This window comes from Lactococcus sp. (assembly GCF_036648155.1).
Classification (GTDB): Bacteria; Bacillota; Bacilli; order Lactobacillales; family Streptococcaceae; genus Lactococcus; species Lactococcus cremoris.
Genome location: NZ_JAVXIY010000003.1, coordinates 1 through 15,508 on the forward strand (window position 1 = coordinate 1; position 15,508 = coordinate 15,508).

The window sequence follows — 15,508 nt, forward strand, 5'->3', positions numbered from 1 at the left end:
CGAATTTTCTTCTTGCCATAATAAACCTTTCCACGATTTCTCTTAACTTTGTGTCTAGTTTATTATAACCTTTCCAAATGTCGGCAATTACTTTTATTTCTTTATTTTTTGGTTATGGTTCTCGTTTAGGATTAACTTGGCTTTGGCAACATAATTACTTACCAGCGGGTAGAAAACATATTGCATGGGTTTTTAGAAAAAAATATTTAAGAAAACAAAAAGAAATCATAGACCAAGTTCAAGAAATTTTGAACAGTGAGATGATTATAAATTCCGAACTTCCTAATGATTATATGAATACTAAAAGTCTTAATTATATTATTGATTGTTTGAAGGCGGGGGAAGTTAGTACCTTAGAAGGGGCAACAAATTTATTAGAATTAGAATCACGTGATTCTCATGTCTATCATCTGATTAAGACTGAAAAAAATACAATAACCAGAGCACAACTATTAATTAAAAATGATGAAGAGGAAAGGAGTTAAATGAATAAAATTAAAAAAAGAATTTTAGGATTGTTCTTAGTGATTTTTGCTATCGGAATTTTTCCAAATATTACGTTTAACCCTTTTTCTTCCAATCATGATAAAATATTTAATCAAAATAAAGTTTTTGCCGAAGAGATAAATCCAGTTGCTTCAAAAATAATGCCTACACCAAGTACTATTAAACAAGAGACTGTGACAATTAATTTTCTTAATGTAGATAACCCAGCAGTTAAAGTTCAAAAGTCTGAGATGATGACTGTTAATGTTGGAGATTATGTATGGGTTGGTCTAGAAACTCTACCAATGGCTTCAACAAAATCACTTCATCATATTTACTATATCCCGAAGATTTCAAACTATTCGTATCAATATGATGATGCAGTTACCCCACTTCTAGTAACTGAGAACTCAGCGACAAATGTAATCAATCTATACTATAAAAGAGATACTAGCCAGGTAACTATTAATTTCTTAAATTCGGATAATGTGCCTATTCAACCTTCTGAAACAATAACTGCTAATGTTGGGGATTACATTTGGATTGTCTCGCTTGGTGTAAATTCTGAACAAGAGAAATTTGGAATTCAATGGTACTTCGCGCCTGAACTTGATGGATATTCGTTTCAATCAGGAACTCCAATTAAAGTAAGCAAAGATTCAGGAAGTAATGTAGTTAACCTTTATTATGATACTAAGTACTCTTTTGAGTATGAATATGATAAGAGAACCCCTAATCAATCTTCTCCTTTGCCAGCCTCCTTTGTTGCAAAAAAAGATGATATAATAATGTCTAATCTTCCTGAGGGCTATTTCATTTCAGAAGTGATAGATAACAATGGAAAATCTTATGCAAATCCTGAAGTAGCGATTAGTCAGCAGCAAGATAGTAGTCCACAATCATTTAAAATCATTGTTTCTGCAAAACAAAGTAACTTAAAGCTCACGGTTAACAAACCAGAGGGTGGCGAATTTATAAAAGAATTTTCGGGTCTCTATGGAGAAATTTATCAAATACCAATTGATGAGATTTTAACTGCGAATGGGAAAATATATCACGTCATTATTAAAATTCATAAAGTTGATTGGAAAAATGGAATCACTAGAACAATAATTGAGGATCCTGAGGAGATTGCTTCATTATTAAAGGGAAATTTACTAGTCGGAAAATATGATAGTGCAACTACTTCAATAAGTATTTCTTATAAAGAAAAAGCTGCGATTATTCCAATTCCACCTGCTAATGGAAAAGGAGAGGATAAATCTCCACAAGTCCCTTCAAAAAATTCAGAGGAAAGGATAACTGAAAAGAAAGAAATCTCTCAGGTTTCCGTAAATCAATCCAAAGAAAAAGTGGAGGAGAAACCTAAACAATCAACTACTGTTCGGGCAAATGATTTACCAGAAAAACTATTAAAAGCTCCATTAGCACCTCCCCGTCCTTCTTTTCCGGCGACACAAGGTGTGATTGCGAATCGTTCAATAACAGATAATATTAATCAAAAAGCACATATTCTTAAATTAAGAATTGCTGGAGCAGCTGGTTTAGCGGCTGGGACAGCATCGGCTTATGGAATCTTACGTGCCTTAAAAATGATGTTGCAACATTTTGGAAAATTAAGCAATTTAATTAAATAAGAGTAAGTCATCTCTTATTCATTCCAATAAAAAAAACACCGTAAGGTGTTTTTTTTATTGTTAGGCATTTAAAACTTTTGATAAAAAGTCTTGTAAACGAGGATGTTTAGGAGTGTCAAAGAGTTCTTCAGGAGTACCATCTTCTAGGATTACTCCACCATCAGTGAAAATCACACGATTAGCAACTTTACGAGCAAAGCCCATTTCGTGAGTAACAATCAGCATTGTCATTCCTTCTTCGGCCAATTTTTGCATAACGGCTAGAACGTCACCAACCATTTCAGGGTCAAGCGCTGAGGTTGGCTCATCAAAGAGCATAACATCAGGGTTCATTGCGAGGGCACGAGCAATCGCAACACGTTGTTTTTGTCCCCCAGAAAGCATTTCTGGCATCGCGTCTTTTTTATCTACCAAGCCAACTGTTTCAAGAAGTTGCATGGCTTTTTCATTTGCATCATCTTTAGATAATTTTTTCAACTCAATTGGGGCATAAGTAATATTTTGCAAAACAGTCATGTTTGGAAAAAGATTGAAATGTTGGAAAACCATTCCAACGTTTTGACGAACGAGATTGAGATTTGTATTTTTATCAGTCAGGTTAAATCCGTCAATAATAATATCGCCAGAAGTAGCTGTTTCAAGCCCGTTTAAAGCTCTAAGAAAAGTTGATTTTCCCGAACCTGAAGGTCCAATGATGCAGACTACATCGCCTTTTTCAAATTTTGTAGTAATTCCTTTTAGAACTTCATTTTTTCCAAAAGATTTGTGAAGATCAGTGACTTCAATTTGAGTATTGATTCCCATGTTAGTATGTTCTCCTTATTTATTATTTCATTCTTTTTTCTACACGACGTCCAACCCACATCAAGAAGAGAAGAACAATCATGTAAACTAAACCAATTAATCCATAAACGCGGAAGGCTTGGAAGTTACGGGCCACGATGATTTGACCTGTTTGGAGTAATTCAACAAGTCCGATAACTGAAACCAATGTGGTATCTTTCAAAGTGATGATGAATTGGTTAATCAAGCTAGGAATTGTGATTTTAATGGCTTGAGGCAAGATAACCTTACGCATTGAAGTTAGGTATGTCACACCAAGTGAACGGCTGGCTTCCATTTGTCCAGAAGGGACTGCTTGGACACCAGAACGAACGATTTCTGCGATATAAGCAGAAGAGTTTAAGGTAAGGGCAATCACACCGGCCGTAAATTCATTGAGTGGAGATTGATGACCAGTAATGATTTGTAGAAGGTTAGGAATTCCGTAGAAGATAAAGATTGTTAACACTAAAAGCGGAATTGAACGGTTAAGGTCGACATAAATTCGTGCAATTGTACGAAGAATCTTGCTTGGAGCTACAGAGAAGAGTCCAAAGATAATTCCGACAATCATTGCTAGGATAAATGAGAGAACAGCAAGTTCAAGTGTAACGAGCAACCCGCGTCCGATTTGTTCCCAGTTGTTTTGCAAAATACCAAAGAAAGTATTTTCTTTTGCACTTGATTGAATGGTTTTAGCATCACTAGCTAAATATTTATCAATGATTTTATCATATTCACCATTGGCACGGAGATTAGCTAAACCATTATTAAACATTTCAATCAGTTCAGGATTGCTTCCTTTTTTAACGGCAAATCCATATTGACCGTCAGGGATTGGTTTAATTGGTGTAGTGAATTTTTGTCCTTGTTTAATGGCGTATTTGATGACAGGTTCGTCGTCCATTAAAGCATTGATAGAGCCGTTATTTAATGATGAATACATGGTTGTTGCATCAGTAAATGTTTTTACAGTATAACCGTATTCTTTTGCGTGAGCATTAAGATAATCGAAAGAGGCAGTACCGTTTTTAGCACCAAGTGTTTTACCTTTTAGGTCTTTCCATGATTTGATAGAATCATCAGTACTTGATGTAGCAATGGTTAAGTTGGATGAATAGTAAGGATTACCATAATCAAAAACTTGTTTACGGGCATCGGTAATTGACATCCCTGACATCATTCCGTCAGCATGACCAGATTGAACAGAGTCAACAGCTGCTTGGAAACCAATGAAATTCCATTTTAGTTTGAAACCTTGGTTCTTGGCGATGGCATTTAGTAAGTCAACGTCGATACCAGTGAATTGTTTGTTGTCATTTTGAAATTCAAAAGGGGCAAAGCTATTATCTGAGGCAATGGTATAAACATCTTTTTTCGGTGTTGCTTTTTTAGAAGCTGTTATTCCATATTTTTTCAGGATTTTATCATAATCTCCATTTGATTTCATTTCAGTCAATGCTTTATTGAAACCATCCACGAGCGTTTGGTTTTTGCCTTTCATCACAGCAAAACCATAACCTCCTGAAAGAGAGATAGAAGGGAAGTTTGTAGCTAAATCTTGACCTTGTTTCATAGCATAAGAGATAACTGGAACTTCATCCATTGCTCCTACGATGTTTCCTGAACTAAGTGCGGCAAACATATGAACACCATCAGAATAGGTTTTGATGGTATAGCCATATTTCTTTTGATTTTCTTGAAGCCAAGTTTGAGCGGCAGTTCCGTTTTTTGCTCCAACTGCTTTTCCTTTAAGTTCACTATAATCAGTAAGCTTAGAATCTTTGGTAGTCGCAATAGTTAGTGCAGATGTATAGTAAGGATTAGAAAAATCAAAAGTGTCTTTACGTTCATCGGTGATTGTCATTCCAGCAATTACACCGTCTACTTGTCCAGCTTTGAGATTTTGAAGTGCAGCATCAAAACCTGGGTAAGACATTTCTAATTTCCAATCATTGATTTTTGCAACTTCTTGCATAATATCAACGTCGATGCCTACCCATTTTTTCTGACCATTTTGAAATTCAAATGGTGCATAAGAGCTATCAGACGCGATTTTGACAGTCGTCTCGGCCTTGACCGAAGGCGCTACTAGGAAAGCTGTAACAGTGGCAAACATGAGTGCCAGAGCGAAAAATAATTTCTTCATTATGTCTCCTTGAATATGAGATTTGAACTTATCCCTTAATATAAAAAAATGAAATTAAAAAAATGTTCTTCTGAATAAAAATCGGAATAACATTCTTTTAGTTTCCTATATTTAGGAGACAAGCTCAGTTTATTTTATTCTGGGAAAATTATATCACAAAAATTGTCTAGAATCAAGTTGATGTTAGGTTTTCTGACATTTTGAATTTGTGAAATTTGAGAGTTCTCTGATAAAATATAAGAAAGTTGTTATTGTCAAAAAGTCCTTTTTGTTGTAAAATTGAACGAGTGCTTGATAGAGATATTTATGTATTCTATTTAAGTAAACAGAACTACTGTAAGAATTTTTAACTTTTGAAAAGGAATATTATGTTTGTACAACTTTCGATTTTTGGTTTCTTTAATGAATGGATGGCGAATTTTGCCCAGATGCCTAATGGTCATATTTGGATTTATGTTGTTTTAGGAGCGATTATCTTTATTGAAACAGGTTTAGTAATTTTTCCCTTTTTACCTGGGGATTCAATTTTGTTTTTCGTTGGTTCATTGGCGGCGATGTCAAACGGAAAATTATCAATCGGTTTACTTATTTTAGTGATGGGGATTATTGCCTTCGTTGCTAATCTATTGAATTATGAAATTGGACGACGTTTTGGCGATGTGATTCCAAAACATAAATGGCTTTCTCGCTTTTTAAAACCAGAATATATGGAAGAAGCTCATCAATTTTTTGAAAAATGGGGTTCTTGGGCAATCTTCTTAGGACGATTCATGCCAATCATACGGACGGTTGTTCCTTTTACGGCTGGTGCTGGGAAAATGCCGCATAAAAAGTTTATCTTTTTTAACTTTATCGGTGGATTTGCTTGGGTTATTGTCGCTTTGGGGGCAGGTTATCTATTTGGCGGAATTCCATTCGTTAAAAAACATTTTGAAATCATTATGATTGCGATTGTTTTTGTTTCATTATTGCCAGCGATAATTGGAGTTTTAAAGCGCGTTCTTAGAAGTCGCAAGGAAGCTTAACTTTATGATAAAATAGGACTTACAAAATTGTCAGTCCTTTTTTTATTGAATTGACAATTCAAAAACAAGAGAAGTTACTGACGAAGCCTTTAGCACCTGCTGGAAGAACAATCAAGTTCTTTGAGTGGGAGCTTAGGACATGACCAAAACGTTTGTCAGTAATTTTGGAGAATCTTTATGAAAATTGACGGTTACACGCGGATGGCTGCTGTGGTGGCAAACCCTATTAAACACAGCTTATCTCCTTTTATTCATAATTTGGCCTTTGATTTAACTGATGAAAATGGCGTTTATTTAGCTTGGGAAGTTGAGTCTAAAAAATTAGCGGCTATTGTTGAAAATGTTCGTAATTTGGACATGTATGGTCTGAATATCTCTATGCCTTATAAAGGTGAAATTATTAAATTTATGGATGAATTGAGCCCAGCGGCCGAACTAATCGGAGCGGTCAATACGGTAGTTAATCATTCAGGAAAATTAATCGGACATAATACTGATGGAATCGGATTTTTCAACAGTTTAAAAAAATATGATTTTAAGATAGAAAGTAAACAAATACTTGTTCTTGGCGGCGGTGGAGCAGCGATTGCCCTTATTGCTCAAGCAGCTTTATCAGGAGCTAAAAAAATAGTAGTGGCGGCGAGAAAATCTGCTTCTTATGGCCCTTTAAGTGAGAAACTGGCAAAGCTGTCAGCAAAAACAGGAGTAGAAATTTTACTGACAGACTTATCTGTAGCTGATAGATTACAAAAAGAGTTAAATCAGACAGATTTATTAGTGAATGCAACTTCTGTCGGAATGGACGGGGTGTCTTTTCCTCTAGAAAAAAGCTTGCTTCTTCCTGACAAACTCTTGGTGGTGGATGCTATTTATAAAGTAAGAGAAACACCATTTTTACGCTGGGCCAAAGAGCAAGGAGCACGAACAGAAAATGGGCTCGGTATGCTCATTGGACAGGCGGCGGAAAGCTTTTATTTATGGACAGGCAAAGAAATGCCTGTGGACAAAATTACATTAGAAATGGAGAGAGAAGCATGAAATTAAATGTAAATCTACCAGACCATCCCTATGATGCCATCATTGAAAATGGGGCCTTGGCTAATATAGGAAATTGGGTTTCTTCATTGTGGAAAAAGCAAAAAATTGTCTTGATTTCGGATAATCATGTCAACGGGCTTTATGGTCAGAAAGTTGTTGACCAACTTGAAAAATCAGGTTTTGAAGTAGAAACTTTTGAATTTCCAGAGGGTGAAGCCAGTAAAAATTTACTGACAGCCGAAAAAGCTTGGAATTTTTGTGCTGAGTTTGGACTGACACGTTCTGACGGAATTATTGCACTCGGTGGTGGAGTGACAGGTGATTTAGCTGGTTTTGTTGCTTCAACTTATATGCGTGGCATTCATTTCTTACAAATTCCAACCAGTTTAACCGCGCAAGTTGATAGTTCTATTGGCGGGAAAACAGGGATTAACTCTAAAATGGCTAAAAATATGATTGGGACTTTTACACAACCAGATGGGGTGCTGATTGACCCTGAAGTTCTGCAAACGCTCGGTCAAAGAGAGTTCCGTGAAGGACTGGGAGAAGTCATCAAGTGCGCCCTAATTGCTGATAAAGACCTGTGGAATTTACTGACAGACCTGTCAGCCAAAGAGCTACTGGAAAATTTTGTAAAAATTGAAGAAATTATTTATCGTTCTTGTGAAGTAAAACGAAAAGTGGTTGTTGATGATGAGCTTGATAATGGCGTGCGACTTTATCTAAATTTTGGACATACGATTGGGCATGCTGTCGAAAATACGGCGGGTTATGGAAAAGTCATGCACGGCGAAGCCGTTGCCATTGGGATGGTACAAATCAGTAAAATTGCTGAGAAAAAAGGTCTAATGCCTCTCGGAATTACTGATAAAATCCGAAAGATGGTCAAAAAATATGGTTTGCCTGATGACTATCAACCTTGGGACGAGGCGCTTTTGTTTAAAGCGCTCACTCACGATAAAAAAGCGCGTGGAACAATCATCAAAACAGTTATTGTCCCTGAAATTGGCACTGCCAAAATCAATGAAGTGACTTTTGAAGAAATGAAAGAATATCTCAAAAAATAAGTTGATTTAATTGAAAGAAAAAATCTTTCTAAAAAATACAAAATGTGGTAGCATTGAAAAACTCCCAGCTTAGATAAAAAAGCTGTTAAAACACTTAATTATAAGGAGAAACGATGTATATTTACCTAGCTTTTGCTTTAGTTGGTGGATTTTTACTTGCTAATCAAAATCCAATCAATGCGGATTTACGCAAAATTGTGGGCTCACCATTTTTAGCTTCGGGCATTTCCAATTTTGTGGGTTCAATTTTTTTAGGAATCATTACTTTAGTCACGACACAAGAACTTTTTCCAAGTTTTCAATTTGTCAGCAATCACCCAGCTTGGCTTTGGATTGGAGGGATTTTTGGAGGAATATTTCTGACTTCCAATGTCCTATTATTTCCTAGATTAGGGGCTGTTCAAACCGTAATTTTGCCAATTTTGGGCCAAATATTGATGGGGACATTCATTGATTCTTTTGGTTGGTTTCACGCGATGCAACTTCCAATGACTTTGATGCGTTTTATGGGAATTGTCATTACTTTAATTGGGGTCATTATTGCGGTTGTTCTACCAAATTTAAAAGAAAAAGAAGCCGAAAAGCCTAAAGGTAATTTGCTGGGTTGGCGAATTTGGGGAGTCATCGTCGGGGCAATGTCAGCTGCACAACAAGCCATTAATGGCAGACTAGGAGTCTTGCTTGGAAATACCGCACAGGCAGCTTTTGTTTCTTTTCTTATCGGATTTTTAGCCATTTTCATTGTGTCACTTTTTGTAGACCGCCGATTGCCGAAAATTTCAGATTTGAAAAAAGCAAAACCATGGAATGGAATTGGTGGGTTTTTAGGGGCTTCATTTGTCTTTGCAACAGTCGTTGCTGTTCCACAAATCGGAGCCGGTTTAACAATTATGATGGGCTTAATCGGACAAATTCTCGGCAGTATGCTTGTTCAACAATTTGGCTGGTGGCGTTCAAATAAATATCAAATTCAAGTCTGGCAAGTGATTGGAATTTTGGTCATGTTAGCAGGAATTGTATTTATTAAATTTTTATAATGTAGCTAGTAATATGGAAAAGGGGTTCACGCTCACTAACTTCCTGCTCCTATTAAGAGCGAATGAAGCGTAGGATAGCTTGCCAGTTTACTGGCTTACAGATATGCTAGTTGCTCCACCTAGAAATGATAATTTTCCGCTGAGTGAGTAATAAGGGATCTAGGAAGTTCGCCATAGTGACTTCCGTGCTGAGCCTTCATGCTTTAGCGTGATATAAGTGATACTTATAAAAGAACTTAGAAAAAATTGGGGATAATCAATAAAAAATGTTTACTCAAAAATCATTTGAAATTTTTAGTATAGATGGCTTGGAAGCTAGAATGGCCGAAATTCGTTCGGAAATTCAGCCTGTTTTTTCGGAAATTGGGCAAAAGTTACTGACAGAACTGTCAGCAAAAATTTCAAATCAAGAATTTTACTTTCATATTGCTCAACATCGTAGAAGAACAGCGAATGCTCCAGAAAATACTTGGTCAGCAATTTCAACTAAAGCCCGTGGTTATAAAATGGAGGCCCATTTTCAATTAGGAATCTGGGAAGATTATGTTTTTATTTATTTATCAATGATTGACCAACCTAAAAAGCAAAAAGAATACGCTGAATTACTGACAAATCTGTCAGTAGAAAAAATGTTGACAGAAGATTTCATCATCTCAAAAGACCATACAAAAGCAGAAGTTTTCCCTCTGTCAGCATTTTCAGAAGCAGCTGAGCGTTTAGGGAAAGTAAAAAAATCAGAATTAGAAATTGGACGTCTTTGGCCTAAAGAACGATTTGATGGCAAAGAAGATTCCAAAATCTTAGCAGAAATGTTAGAAACAATTGACCAACTTTTGCCGATTTATCAAAAGTTAATGGAGGTCTAATCTAATGACGACATTTATTTGGGATTTAGACGGAACACTAATTGATAGTTATGATGTTTTTTTAGAAGCTTTGTCAGAGTCATTTGCAAACTTTAAGCTACCATTTGACCGGCAAACAGTATATAATTTTATAAAGGAAGAATCAGTTAATTCATTACTCGAAAAACAAGCTGTTTCTTTTGAAAAAATCAAAGAAGATTTCACAAAAAATTCGACATTTAAAAATGACAAAATAAAATTAATGGTAGGTGCTAAAGAAGTTTTGGACTGGACTCAAAAAGAAAACATTCAAAACTTCATTTATACTCACAAAGGCAAAAATGCCTTTGATTTACTCAAACAACTTGGAATTTCGTCCTATTTTTTGGAAGTTGTTACCTCTGAAAATAATTTTAAAAGAAAACCAAATCCTGAGGCAATCAATTACTTAGTAAAAAAATATAATTTAAAGACTGATGAAACCTACTATATTGGTGACCGAAAATTGGATATTGAAGCCGCGCATAATAGCGGTCTTGGCTCAATCAATTTTCTTTCGTCAGCAAATTCACAAGAAATAAAAAAATTGACAGATATTATTGAAATTTTTGAAAGAAAATAAAAGATAAATTACTATAATTGGAGGTATAATATGCGTTACTTTACAGCGGGAGAATCCCACGGACCAAGACTTACAGCAATTATTGAAGGAGTACCAGCTGGACTTTCTTTGTCAGCGGAAGATATTAATATTGAACTAAAACGACGCCAAGGAGGCTATGGACGTGGTGGACGTATGAAAATTGAGTCTGACCAAGTTGAAATTACCTCTGGAGTTCGTCATGGAAAAACAATTGGTAGCCCGATTACGCTCAACGTGACAAACCGTGATTTTAAAAATTGGGAACAAATTATGGCAGCCCAAGATGTTGAGGATAAAATCAAAAAACAACGCCGTTTGACTAAACCACGTCCTGGACATGCTGATTTAGTTGGTGGAATGAAATATGAATTTGAAGACTTACGAAATGTTTTAGAACGCTCATCTGCGCGTGAAACAACAATGCGTGTTGCGGTTGGAGCTGTAGCTAAAAAACTTCTTCATGAATTAGAGATCGAAGTAGCCAACCATGTGGTCAACTTTGGTGGAAGAGAAATTTCAAGTCCAGAACACTTAAGTGTTCAAGAAATTCGCGAAACTGCTGGCCTAAGTGATTTATCTATCTTTGATGAAAGTCAGGCCGAAGACTTACGGACTTACATTGACAAAATCAAAAAAGCGGGCGATACAATTGGTGGAATCATTGAAACCAGAGTCGAAGGAGTTCCTGCTGGACTTGGTTCTTACGTACAATATGACAGAAAACTTGATGCAAAAATTGCGGGTGCAGTCGTTTCCATTAATGCCTTTAAAGGGGTTGAATTTGGACTTGGATTTGAAGCAGGAAAACGTCCAGGGAGTCAAGTAATGGATGAAATTATCTGGTCTGAAAACAAAGGCTATACTCGTTCAAGCAATCAATTAGGTGGATTTGAAGGTGGAATGACAAATGGCGAACAGCTCATTGTTCGTGGAGTGATGAAACCTATCCCGACGCTCTACAAACCACTGATGTCTATTGATACTGAAAGCCACGAACCTTACAAAGCTAGTGTCGAGCGTTCTGATCCAACCGCACTTCCTGCTGCAGGTGTGGTAATGGAAAATGTCGTTGCAACGGTCGTAGCTCAAGAAATTTGTGACAAGTTCAATTCTGATACCATCAATGAGTTGAAAAAAGCACTGGTTGACTACAAAAAACGTTTATCAGAATACTAAAAATTAAAAAGCCTATTAAGGCTTTTTTTGTATTCAAAAAAAAGTAACTTACGAATTTGTAAGTTTTCAGACCGAAATTTCTTGTTACAATAAATTTATCAAGAAAACATAAGGAGAACACAATGAAAAAAATACTTTTTGGAATAATCGCACTCATCTTAGTAGTCGGTGGAGCAGGATTTGCTTGGTATAAAGTCAGCTACGGCGGTGGAACTTATTATGTACAAATTACCAAAGACGGAAAAGAACAACAGGATACAGCAAATGGTCAAAAATATACAAGATATTCATATCAAATGAATGCTTATAAAAAAGACGGTAAAGAAAAGAAAGTTGAATTTACGGCAGACCATAATCTTCGTAAAGAAGCTTATTTGGAATTAAAAGTTAATTCCGTTAAAGGTGTCACTTCATGGGAAGAAGTAAAAAAAGCAGAAGTTCCTAAGGAAGCACTCAAGAAAATTAATAGCAACTCATAAACCTAAGATTCAAAAAGAAAGCAGGAGAAAGAACCATGACATTTTTACAAATCAACCTTACGCTAATGACAATTACAGTAATACTTGCCACGTTAATGGGCTCTTGCTTACTTTATACGATGAAGACTATGAGAGCACGTCTAGCTAAATTAAACGAAAATAATCAAACAGAAAGATAAGTATAGGAGAAAATATGTTACTCGAAGTAAAACATCTCAAAAAAGTTTTTAAAACAAGATTTTCAAAAGAAGAAACAACTGCTCTAGTTGATATTGATTTTGGAGTAGAAGAAGGCGAATATATCGCGATAATGGGAGAATCTGGTTCAGGTAAAACGACCTTGCTGAATATCTTATCAACCCTAGAAAAACCAACTTCTGGACAAGTTCTTTTAAATAAAGAAGACATTACAGCCATTAAAGATAAAGAAATTTCCGCATTCAGACGTGACCATCTCGGCTTTGTATTCCAAGATTTTAACCTACTAGACACGCTTAATGTCAGAGATAATATTTACCTTCCGCTCGTTTTATCAAAATCAAGCGTAGAATTAATGAAGAGTAGACTAAAAGTTCTCGCTCCAAAACTTAATATTGAAAATCTCTTAGAAAAACAACCTTTTGAGCTTTCAGGTGGTCAAAAACAACGTGTAGCTGTGGCTCGGGCATTGATAAGTCAACCTGATTTAGTACTTGCCGATGAACCTACAGCGGCTTTGGACTTCAAAAACTCAGAAGATTTGCTCAATCTTTTTGAGGAAATTAATGACAGTGGTCAAACCATTATCATGGTAACTCACTCAAGCTTAGCTGCGAGTCATGCTAAACGTGTTCTTTTTATCAAAGATGGTGTCCTCTATCATCAACTCTATCGAGGTGAAAAAACCTCTACGGAGTTTGCCAAAGAAATCACACTTTCAATGACCGCATTCCTAGGGACCTCAGAAGAAGAGGAGGGATCATTAAATGCTTAGTTTAAAGCTTGCGGCCAATAATATTAAAAAAGGTTTTAAAAGCTTTGCTCCATTTTTAATGGCCTCAATCACGATGTTTGTCATGATTTTCGTTACTGCATCCATCGCTTTATCTCCTTCAATTCATAAGTTGAAAGGAGGAGAAGCCCTTTCGCAAATTATGGGCTTTGCCTTAATTGTTTTATCTATTTTTGCAGTACTTATTCTAATCTATAGCTATCGTTTCCTTCAAACTCAACGTTCACGAGAATTTGGACTCTATGATATTCTTGGTTTTGGTAAAACGAGAATTGTTGGTGTAGCCTTTTTAGAATTGATTTTGAGCTATCTCATTACCATAGTCGCTGGAACAGTTTGTGGGATTGCATTTTCAAAATTTCTATTTTTGATTTTTGTAAACATGATTGGTGGAAATTATTTTAATCTAGTCATTAGTCCTACGGCGATTATCTTACTTGCTTTTCTCTTTCTTATTTTCTTTTTAGTCTTAATGATGATTGGTGTTTGGATTATCTGGCGCTCTTCAAGTTTAGACCTTTTAAGAGAAGAATCTAAAGGGGAAAAAGAACCAAAATCAAATCTATTTTTTGCAATTGCTTCAGTAATTCTTCTGGCTGCTGGTTATTACATTGCCTTAACTGTCGATAACCCTATTTCAGCCCTAATGAAATTCTTTATTGCTGTTTTACTTGTAATCTTTGGAACTTACCTTTTCTATATCAGTTTCACTGTGTGGTATCTGAAATTAAAGAAAAAACGCGCAAGTTATTATAAACCAAATAATTTCATCACAACGAGCTCAATGCTTTACCGAATGAAAGCCAATGCTGTTGGGCTTGGGAATATCACTATCTTATTATCGATGACGATTGTAACAGTCGTTATCAGTTGGGGAGTTTTCCTTGGAACAGAAAATGTAGTTAAAACATTTTACACAAGAGAAGCTCAAGTCTTCACTGTTTCCCCAAATGAAAACAGACAAGAAGATATTGAACGGATTAAGAGCGCTGCAGACAGTAAAAAGATAGAGATAAAAAATATTTCTGACCTATATTTTGTCCAAGATTTAGCAGTAGACAGACAAGAAACGGCTAATGATAAATTTGCTACATCAACTAAACAAGGGGTTATGTTTGACAAGAGTACTTACTACGCAACTTTAACAACTGCTCAAACCCTTAAATCTTTAGGAAATAAAGAGATTCCTACTTTAAAAGATGACCAAGTTTTAGTTGTAAATTTAGCTAAAAATAATAAAAATAAAACCTCAGAGAACCAATTGCAGTCACTTCAATGGTATGGTGATAATTACCAAGTTAAAGATACCCTTAAAACAGTTAAAGACTTTCCAGCGAGTGGTGTTACAACGATTTCTTCTAAAGTGATGATGATTGTCTTTGCGAATGACCAAGCCTTTGACAAAGCGCTTGCTAATTATAATAAAGTAATTAGTGCCGGGCAAGAATTTTCAAATCTTGCTTCATCATCAATCATTTTTGATATTAAACCTGTTGATGAAAAAAGATTTACTAAAGCTTTCAAAGAAGAGTTTAATGATAACAAAGATTTAACAATCTCTTATCGTAGTGAAGCTTTGCAAGACCAACGTGCTAATGTTGGAGGTTTAGTTTTTGTTGGATTTGTTTTAGGAATTAGCTTTATTCTCGGAGCAGCTCTCATTATTTACTACAAACAACTTTCTGAAGGGGCACAAGACAAACGCTCATTCAAGATTTTACAAGAAGTTGGACTCTCAAAAGAAGAAGTTCAAAAAACAATCAAATCACAAGTTCGTATGATTTTCTTCCTCCCATTAGTGATTACAATCTGCCACTTTGCAGGTGCTTATCTCATGGTTGAGAAAATAATCATGTTGTTCGATATTAATGACCGTTCGGCTATTCTGACAATTTCATTAGGAACCATTGCGATTCTTGCTTTGATTTATTATCTTATTTATAAAGCGACAAGTCGTGTTTATTATAAGATTGTTGAAAGATAAAAAGGAAAACAGGCACTTAGATAGGCCTGTTTTTTTTATATCACCTCAATATAATTTAAAATGATAACTCAAAAATCATGATAAAAAATAAAACATTCTTAAAGGATTGAAAAGCGGATAAATAATTTA

At 35.6% G+C, this 15,508-nt stretch carries 14 protein-coding genes; 12 read left to right on the forward strand and 2 right to left on the reverse strand.

Annotated features, from left to right (window positions below):
• The first annotated feature begins 77 nt into the window (after positions 1-77).
• Both RSC39_RS03525 and RSC39_RS03530 read left to right on the forward strand, forming a co-directional pair.
• A complete protein-coding gene (locus RSC39_RS03525; protein WP_332535146.1) occupies positions 78-485 on the forward strand; it encodes a hypothetical protein in 408 nt (135 codons plus the stop codon).
• Entirely contained in the window at positions 486-2,123 is a 1,638-nt protein-coding gene (locus tag RSC39_RS03530; protein WP_332535148.1) for a hypothetical protein, read from the forward strand.
• A gap of 60 nt (positions 2,124-2,183) precedes the next feature.
• On the opposite strand, the gene RSC39_RS03535 is transcribed toward RSC39_RS03530, so the two are convergent.
• Positions 2,184-2,927: an amino acid ABC transporter ATP-binding protein gene (locus RSC39_RS03535; RefSeq protein ID WP_063282160.1), complete on the reverse strand. Its 744-nt coding sequence runs from the start codon at positions 2,925-2,927 to the stop codon at positions 2,184-2,186.
• Between the two features lie 22 nt (positions 2,928-2,949).
• Entirely contained in the window at positions 2,950-5,094 is a 2,145-nt protein-coding gene (locus RSC39_RS03540; protein WP_332535150.1) for an amino acid ABC transporter substrate-binding protein/permease, read from the reverse strand.
• Positions 5,095-5,462: 368 nt separating this feature from the next.
• Between RSC39_RS03540 and RSC39_RS03545 the strand changes: the two genes are divergently transcribed.
• From RSC39_RS03545 to RSC39_RS03590, 10 genes are all read left to right on the forward strand, one after another.
• The gene (locus tag RSC39_RS03545; protein WP_014735117.1) at positions 5,463-6,119 is read left to right on the forward strand and encodes a DedA family protein; all 657 of its coding nucleotides are present in this window, start codon (positions 5,463-5,465) and stop codon (positions 6,117-6,119) included.
• A 177-nt stretch (positions 6,120-6,296) separates the two neighbouring features.
• On the forward strand, positions 6,297-7,157 hold the full coding sequence (locus tag RSC39_RS03550; RefSeq protein ID WP_332535152.1) for a shikimate dehydrogenase: 861 nt from the start codon (positions 6,297-6,299) through the stop codon (positions 7,155-7,157).
• Complete coding sequence (gene aroB, locus RSC39_RS03555) at positions 7,154-8,224, forward strand: 3-dehydroquinate synthase (RefSeq protein ID WP_332535154.1); 1,071 nt, start codon at positions 7,154-7,156, stop codon at positions 8,222-8,224. Before RSC39_RS03550 ends, aroB begins: the two co-directional genes overlap by 4 nt.
• A 113-nt stretch (positions 8,225-8,337) precedes the next feature.
• Positions 8,338-9,261, forward strand: coding sequence for a DMT family transporter (locus tag RSC39_RS03560; protein WP_332535156.1), 924 nt, complete (start codon positions 8,338-8,340; stop codon positions 9,259-9,261).
• 266 nt (positions 9,262-9,527) lie between these two features.
• Complete coding sequence (locus RSC39_RS03565; protein WP_011835681.1) at positions 9,528-10,127, forward strand: DUF1054 family protein; 600 nt, start codon at positions 9,528-9,530, stop codon at positions 10,125-10,127.
• Positions 10,128-10,131: 4 nt separating this feature from the next.
• Positions 10,132-10,728 (forward strand): HAD family hydrolase, encoded by a 597-nt coding sequence (locus tag RSC39_RS03570; protein ID WP_332535158.1) that lies wholly within the window; start codon positions 10,132-10,134, stop codon positions 10,726-10,728.
• 30 nt (positions 10,729-10,758) lie between these two features.
• Positions 10,759-11,925: a chorismate synthase gene (gene aroC / locus RSC39_RS03575; protein WP_332535160.1), complete on the forward strand. Its 1,167-nt coding sequence runs from the start codon at positions 10,759-10,761 to the stop codon at positions 11,923-11,925.
• A gap of 122 nt (positions 11,926-12,047) precedes the next feature.
• Positions 12,048-12,404 (forward strand): YxeA family protein, encoded by a 357-nt coding sequence (locus tag RSC39_RS03580; RefSeq protein WP_332535162.1) that lies wholly within the window; start codon positions 12,048-12,050, stop codon positions 12,402-12,404.
• A 193-nt stretch (positions 12,405-12,597) separates the two neighbouring features.
• Positions 12,598-13,377 (forward strand): ABC transporter ATP-binding protein, encoded by a 780-nt coding sequence (locus RSC39_RS03585; RefSeq protein ID WP_011676745.1) that lies wholly within the window; start codon positions 12,598-12,600, stop codon positions 13,375-13,377.
• Positions 13,370-15,379, forward strand: coding sequence for an FtsX-like permease family protein (locus tag RSC39_RS03590; RefSeq protein ID WP_332535164.1), 2,010 nt, complete (start codon positions 13,370-13,372; stop codon positions 15,377-15,379). The genes RSC39_RS03585 and RSC39_RS03590 overlap by 8 nt, the downstream gene beginning before the upstream one ends.
• The last annotated feature ends 129 nt before the right edge of the window (positions 15,380-15,508 follow it).

Excerpts from the sequence above, each read along its gene's own strand:
- RSC39_RS03525 (WP_332535146.1), top strand. The coding sequence starts at position 78 with ATGTCGGCAATTACTTTTATTTCTTTATTTTTTGGTTATGGTTCTCGT.
- RSC39_RS03530 (WP_332535148.1), top strand. The coding sequence starts at position 486 with ATGAATAAAATTAAAAAAAGAATTTTAGGATTGTTCTTAGTGATTTTT.
- RSC39_RS03535 (WP_063282160.1), bottom strand. The coding sequence starts at position 2,927 with ATGGGAATCAATACTCAAATTGAAGTCACTGATCTTCACAAATCTTTT.
- RSC39_RS03540 (WP_332535150.1), bottom strand. The coding sequence starts at position 5,094 with ATGAAGAAATTATTTTTCGCTCTGGCACTCATGTTTGCCACTGTTACA.
- RSC39_RS03545 (WP_014735117.1), top strand. The coding sequence starts at position 5,463 with ATGTTTGTACAACTTTCGATTTTTGGTTTCTTTAATGAATGGATGGCG.
- RSC39_RS03550 (WP_332535152.1), top strand. The coding sequence starts at position 6,297 with ATGAAAATTGACGGTTACACGCGGATGGCTGCTGTGGTGGCAAACCCT.
- aroB (WP_332535154.1), top strand. The coding sequence starts at position 7,154 with ATGAAATTAAATGTAAATCTACCAGACCATCCCTATGATGCCATCATT.
- RSC39_RS03560 (WP_332535156.1), top strand. The coding sequence starts at position 8,338 with ATGTATATTTACCTAGCTTTTGCTTTAGTTGGTGGATTTTTACTTGCT.
- RSC39_RS03565 (WP_011835681.1), top strand. The coding sequence starts at position 9,528 with ATGTTTACTCAAAAATCATTTGAAATTTTTAGTATAGATGGCTTGGAA.
- RSC39_RS03570 (WP_332535158.1), top strand. The coding sequence starts at position 10,132 with ATGACGACATTTATTTGGGATTTAGACGGAACACTAATTGATAGTTAT.
- aroC (WP_332535160.1), top strand. The coding sequence starts at position 10,759 with ATGCGTTACTTTACAGCGGGAGAATCCCACGGACCAAGACTTACAGCA.
- RSC39_RS03580 (WP_332535162.1), top strand. The coding sequence starts at position 12,048 with ATGAAAAAAATACTTTTTGGAATAATCGCACTCATCTTAGTAGTCGGT.
- RSC39_RS03585 (WP_011676745.1), top strand. The coding sequence starts at position 12,598 with ATGTTACTCGAAGTAAAACATCTCAAAAAAGTTTTTAAAACAAGATTT.
- RSC39_RS03590 (WP_332535164.1), top strand. The coding sequence starts at position 13,370 with ATGCTTAGTTTAAAGCTTGCGGCCAATAATATTAAAAAAGGTTTTAAA.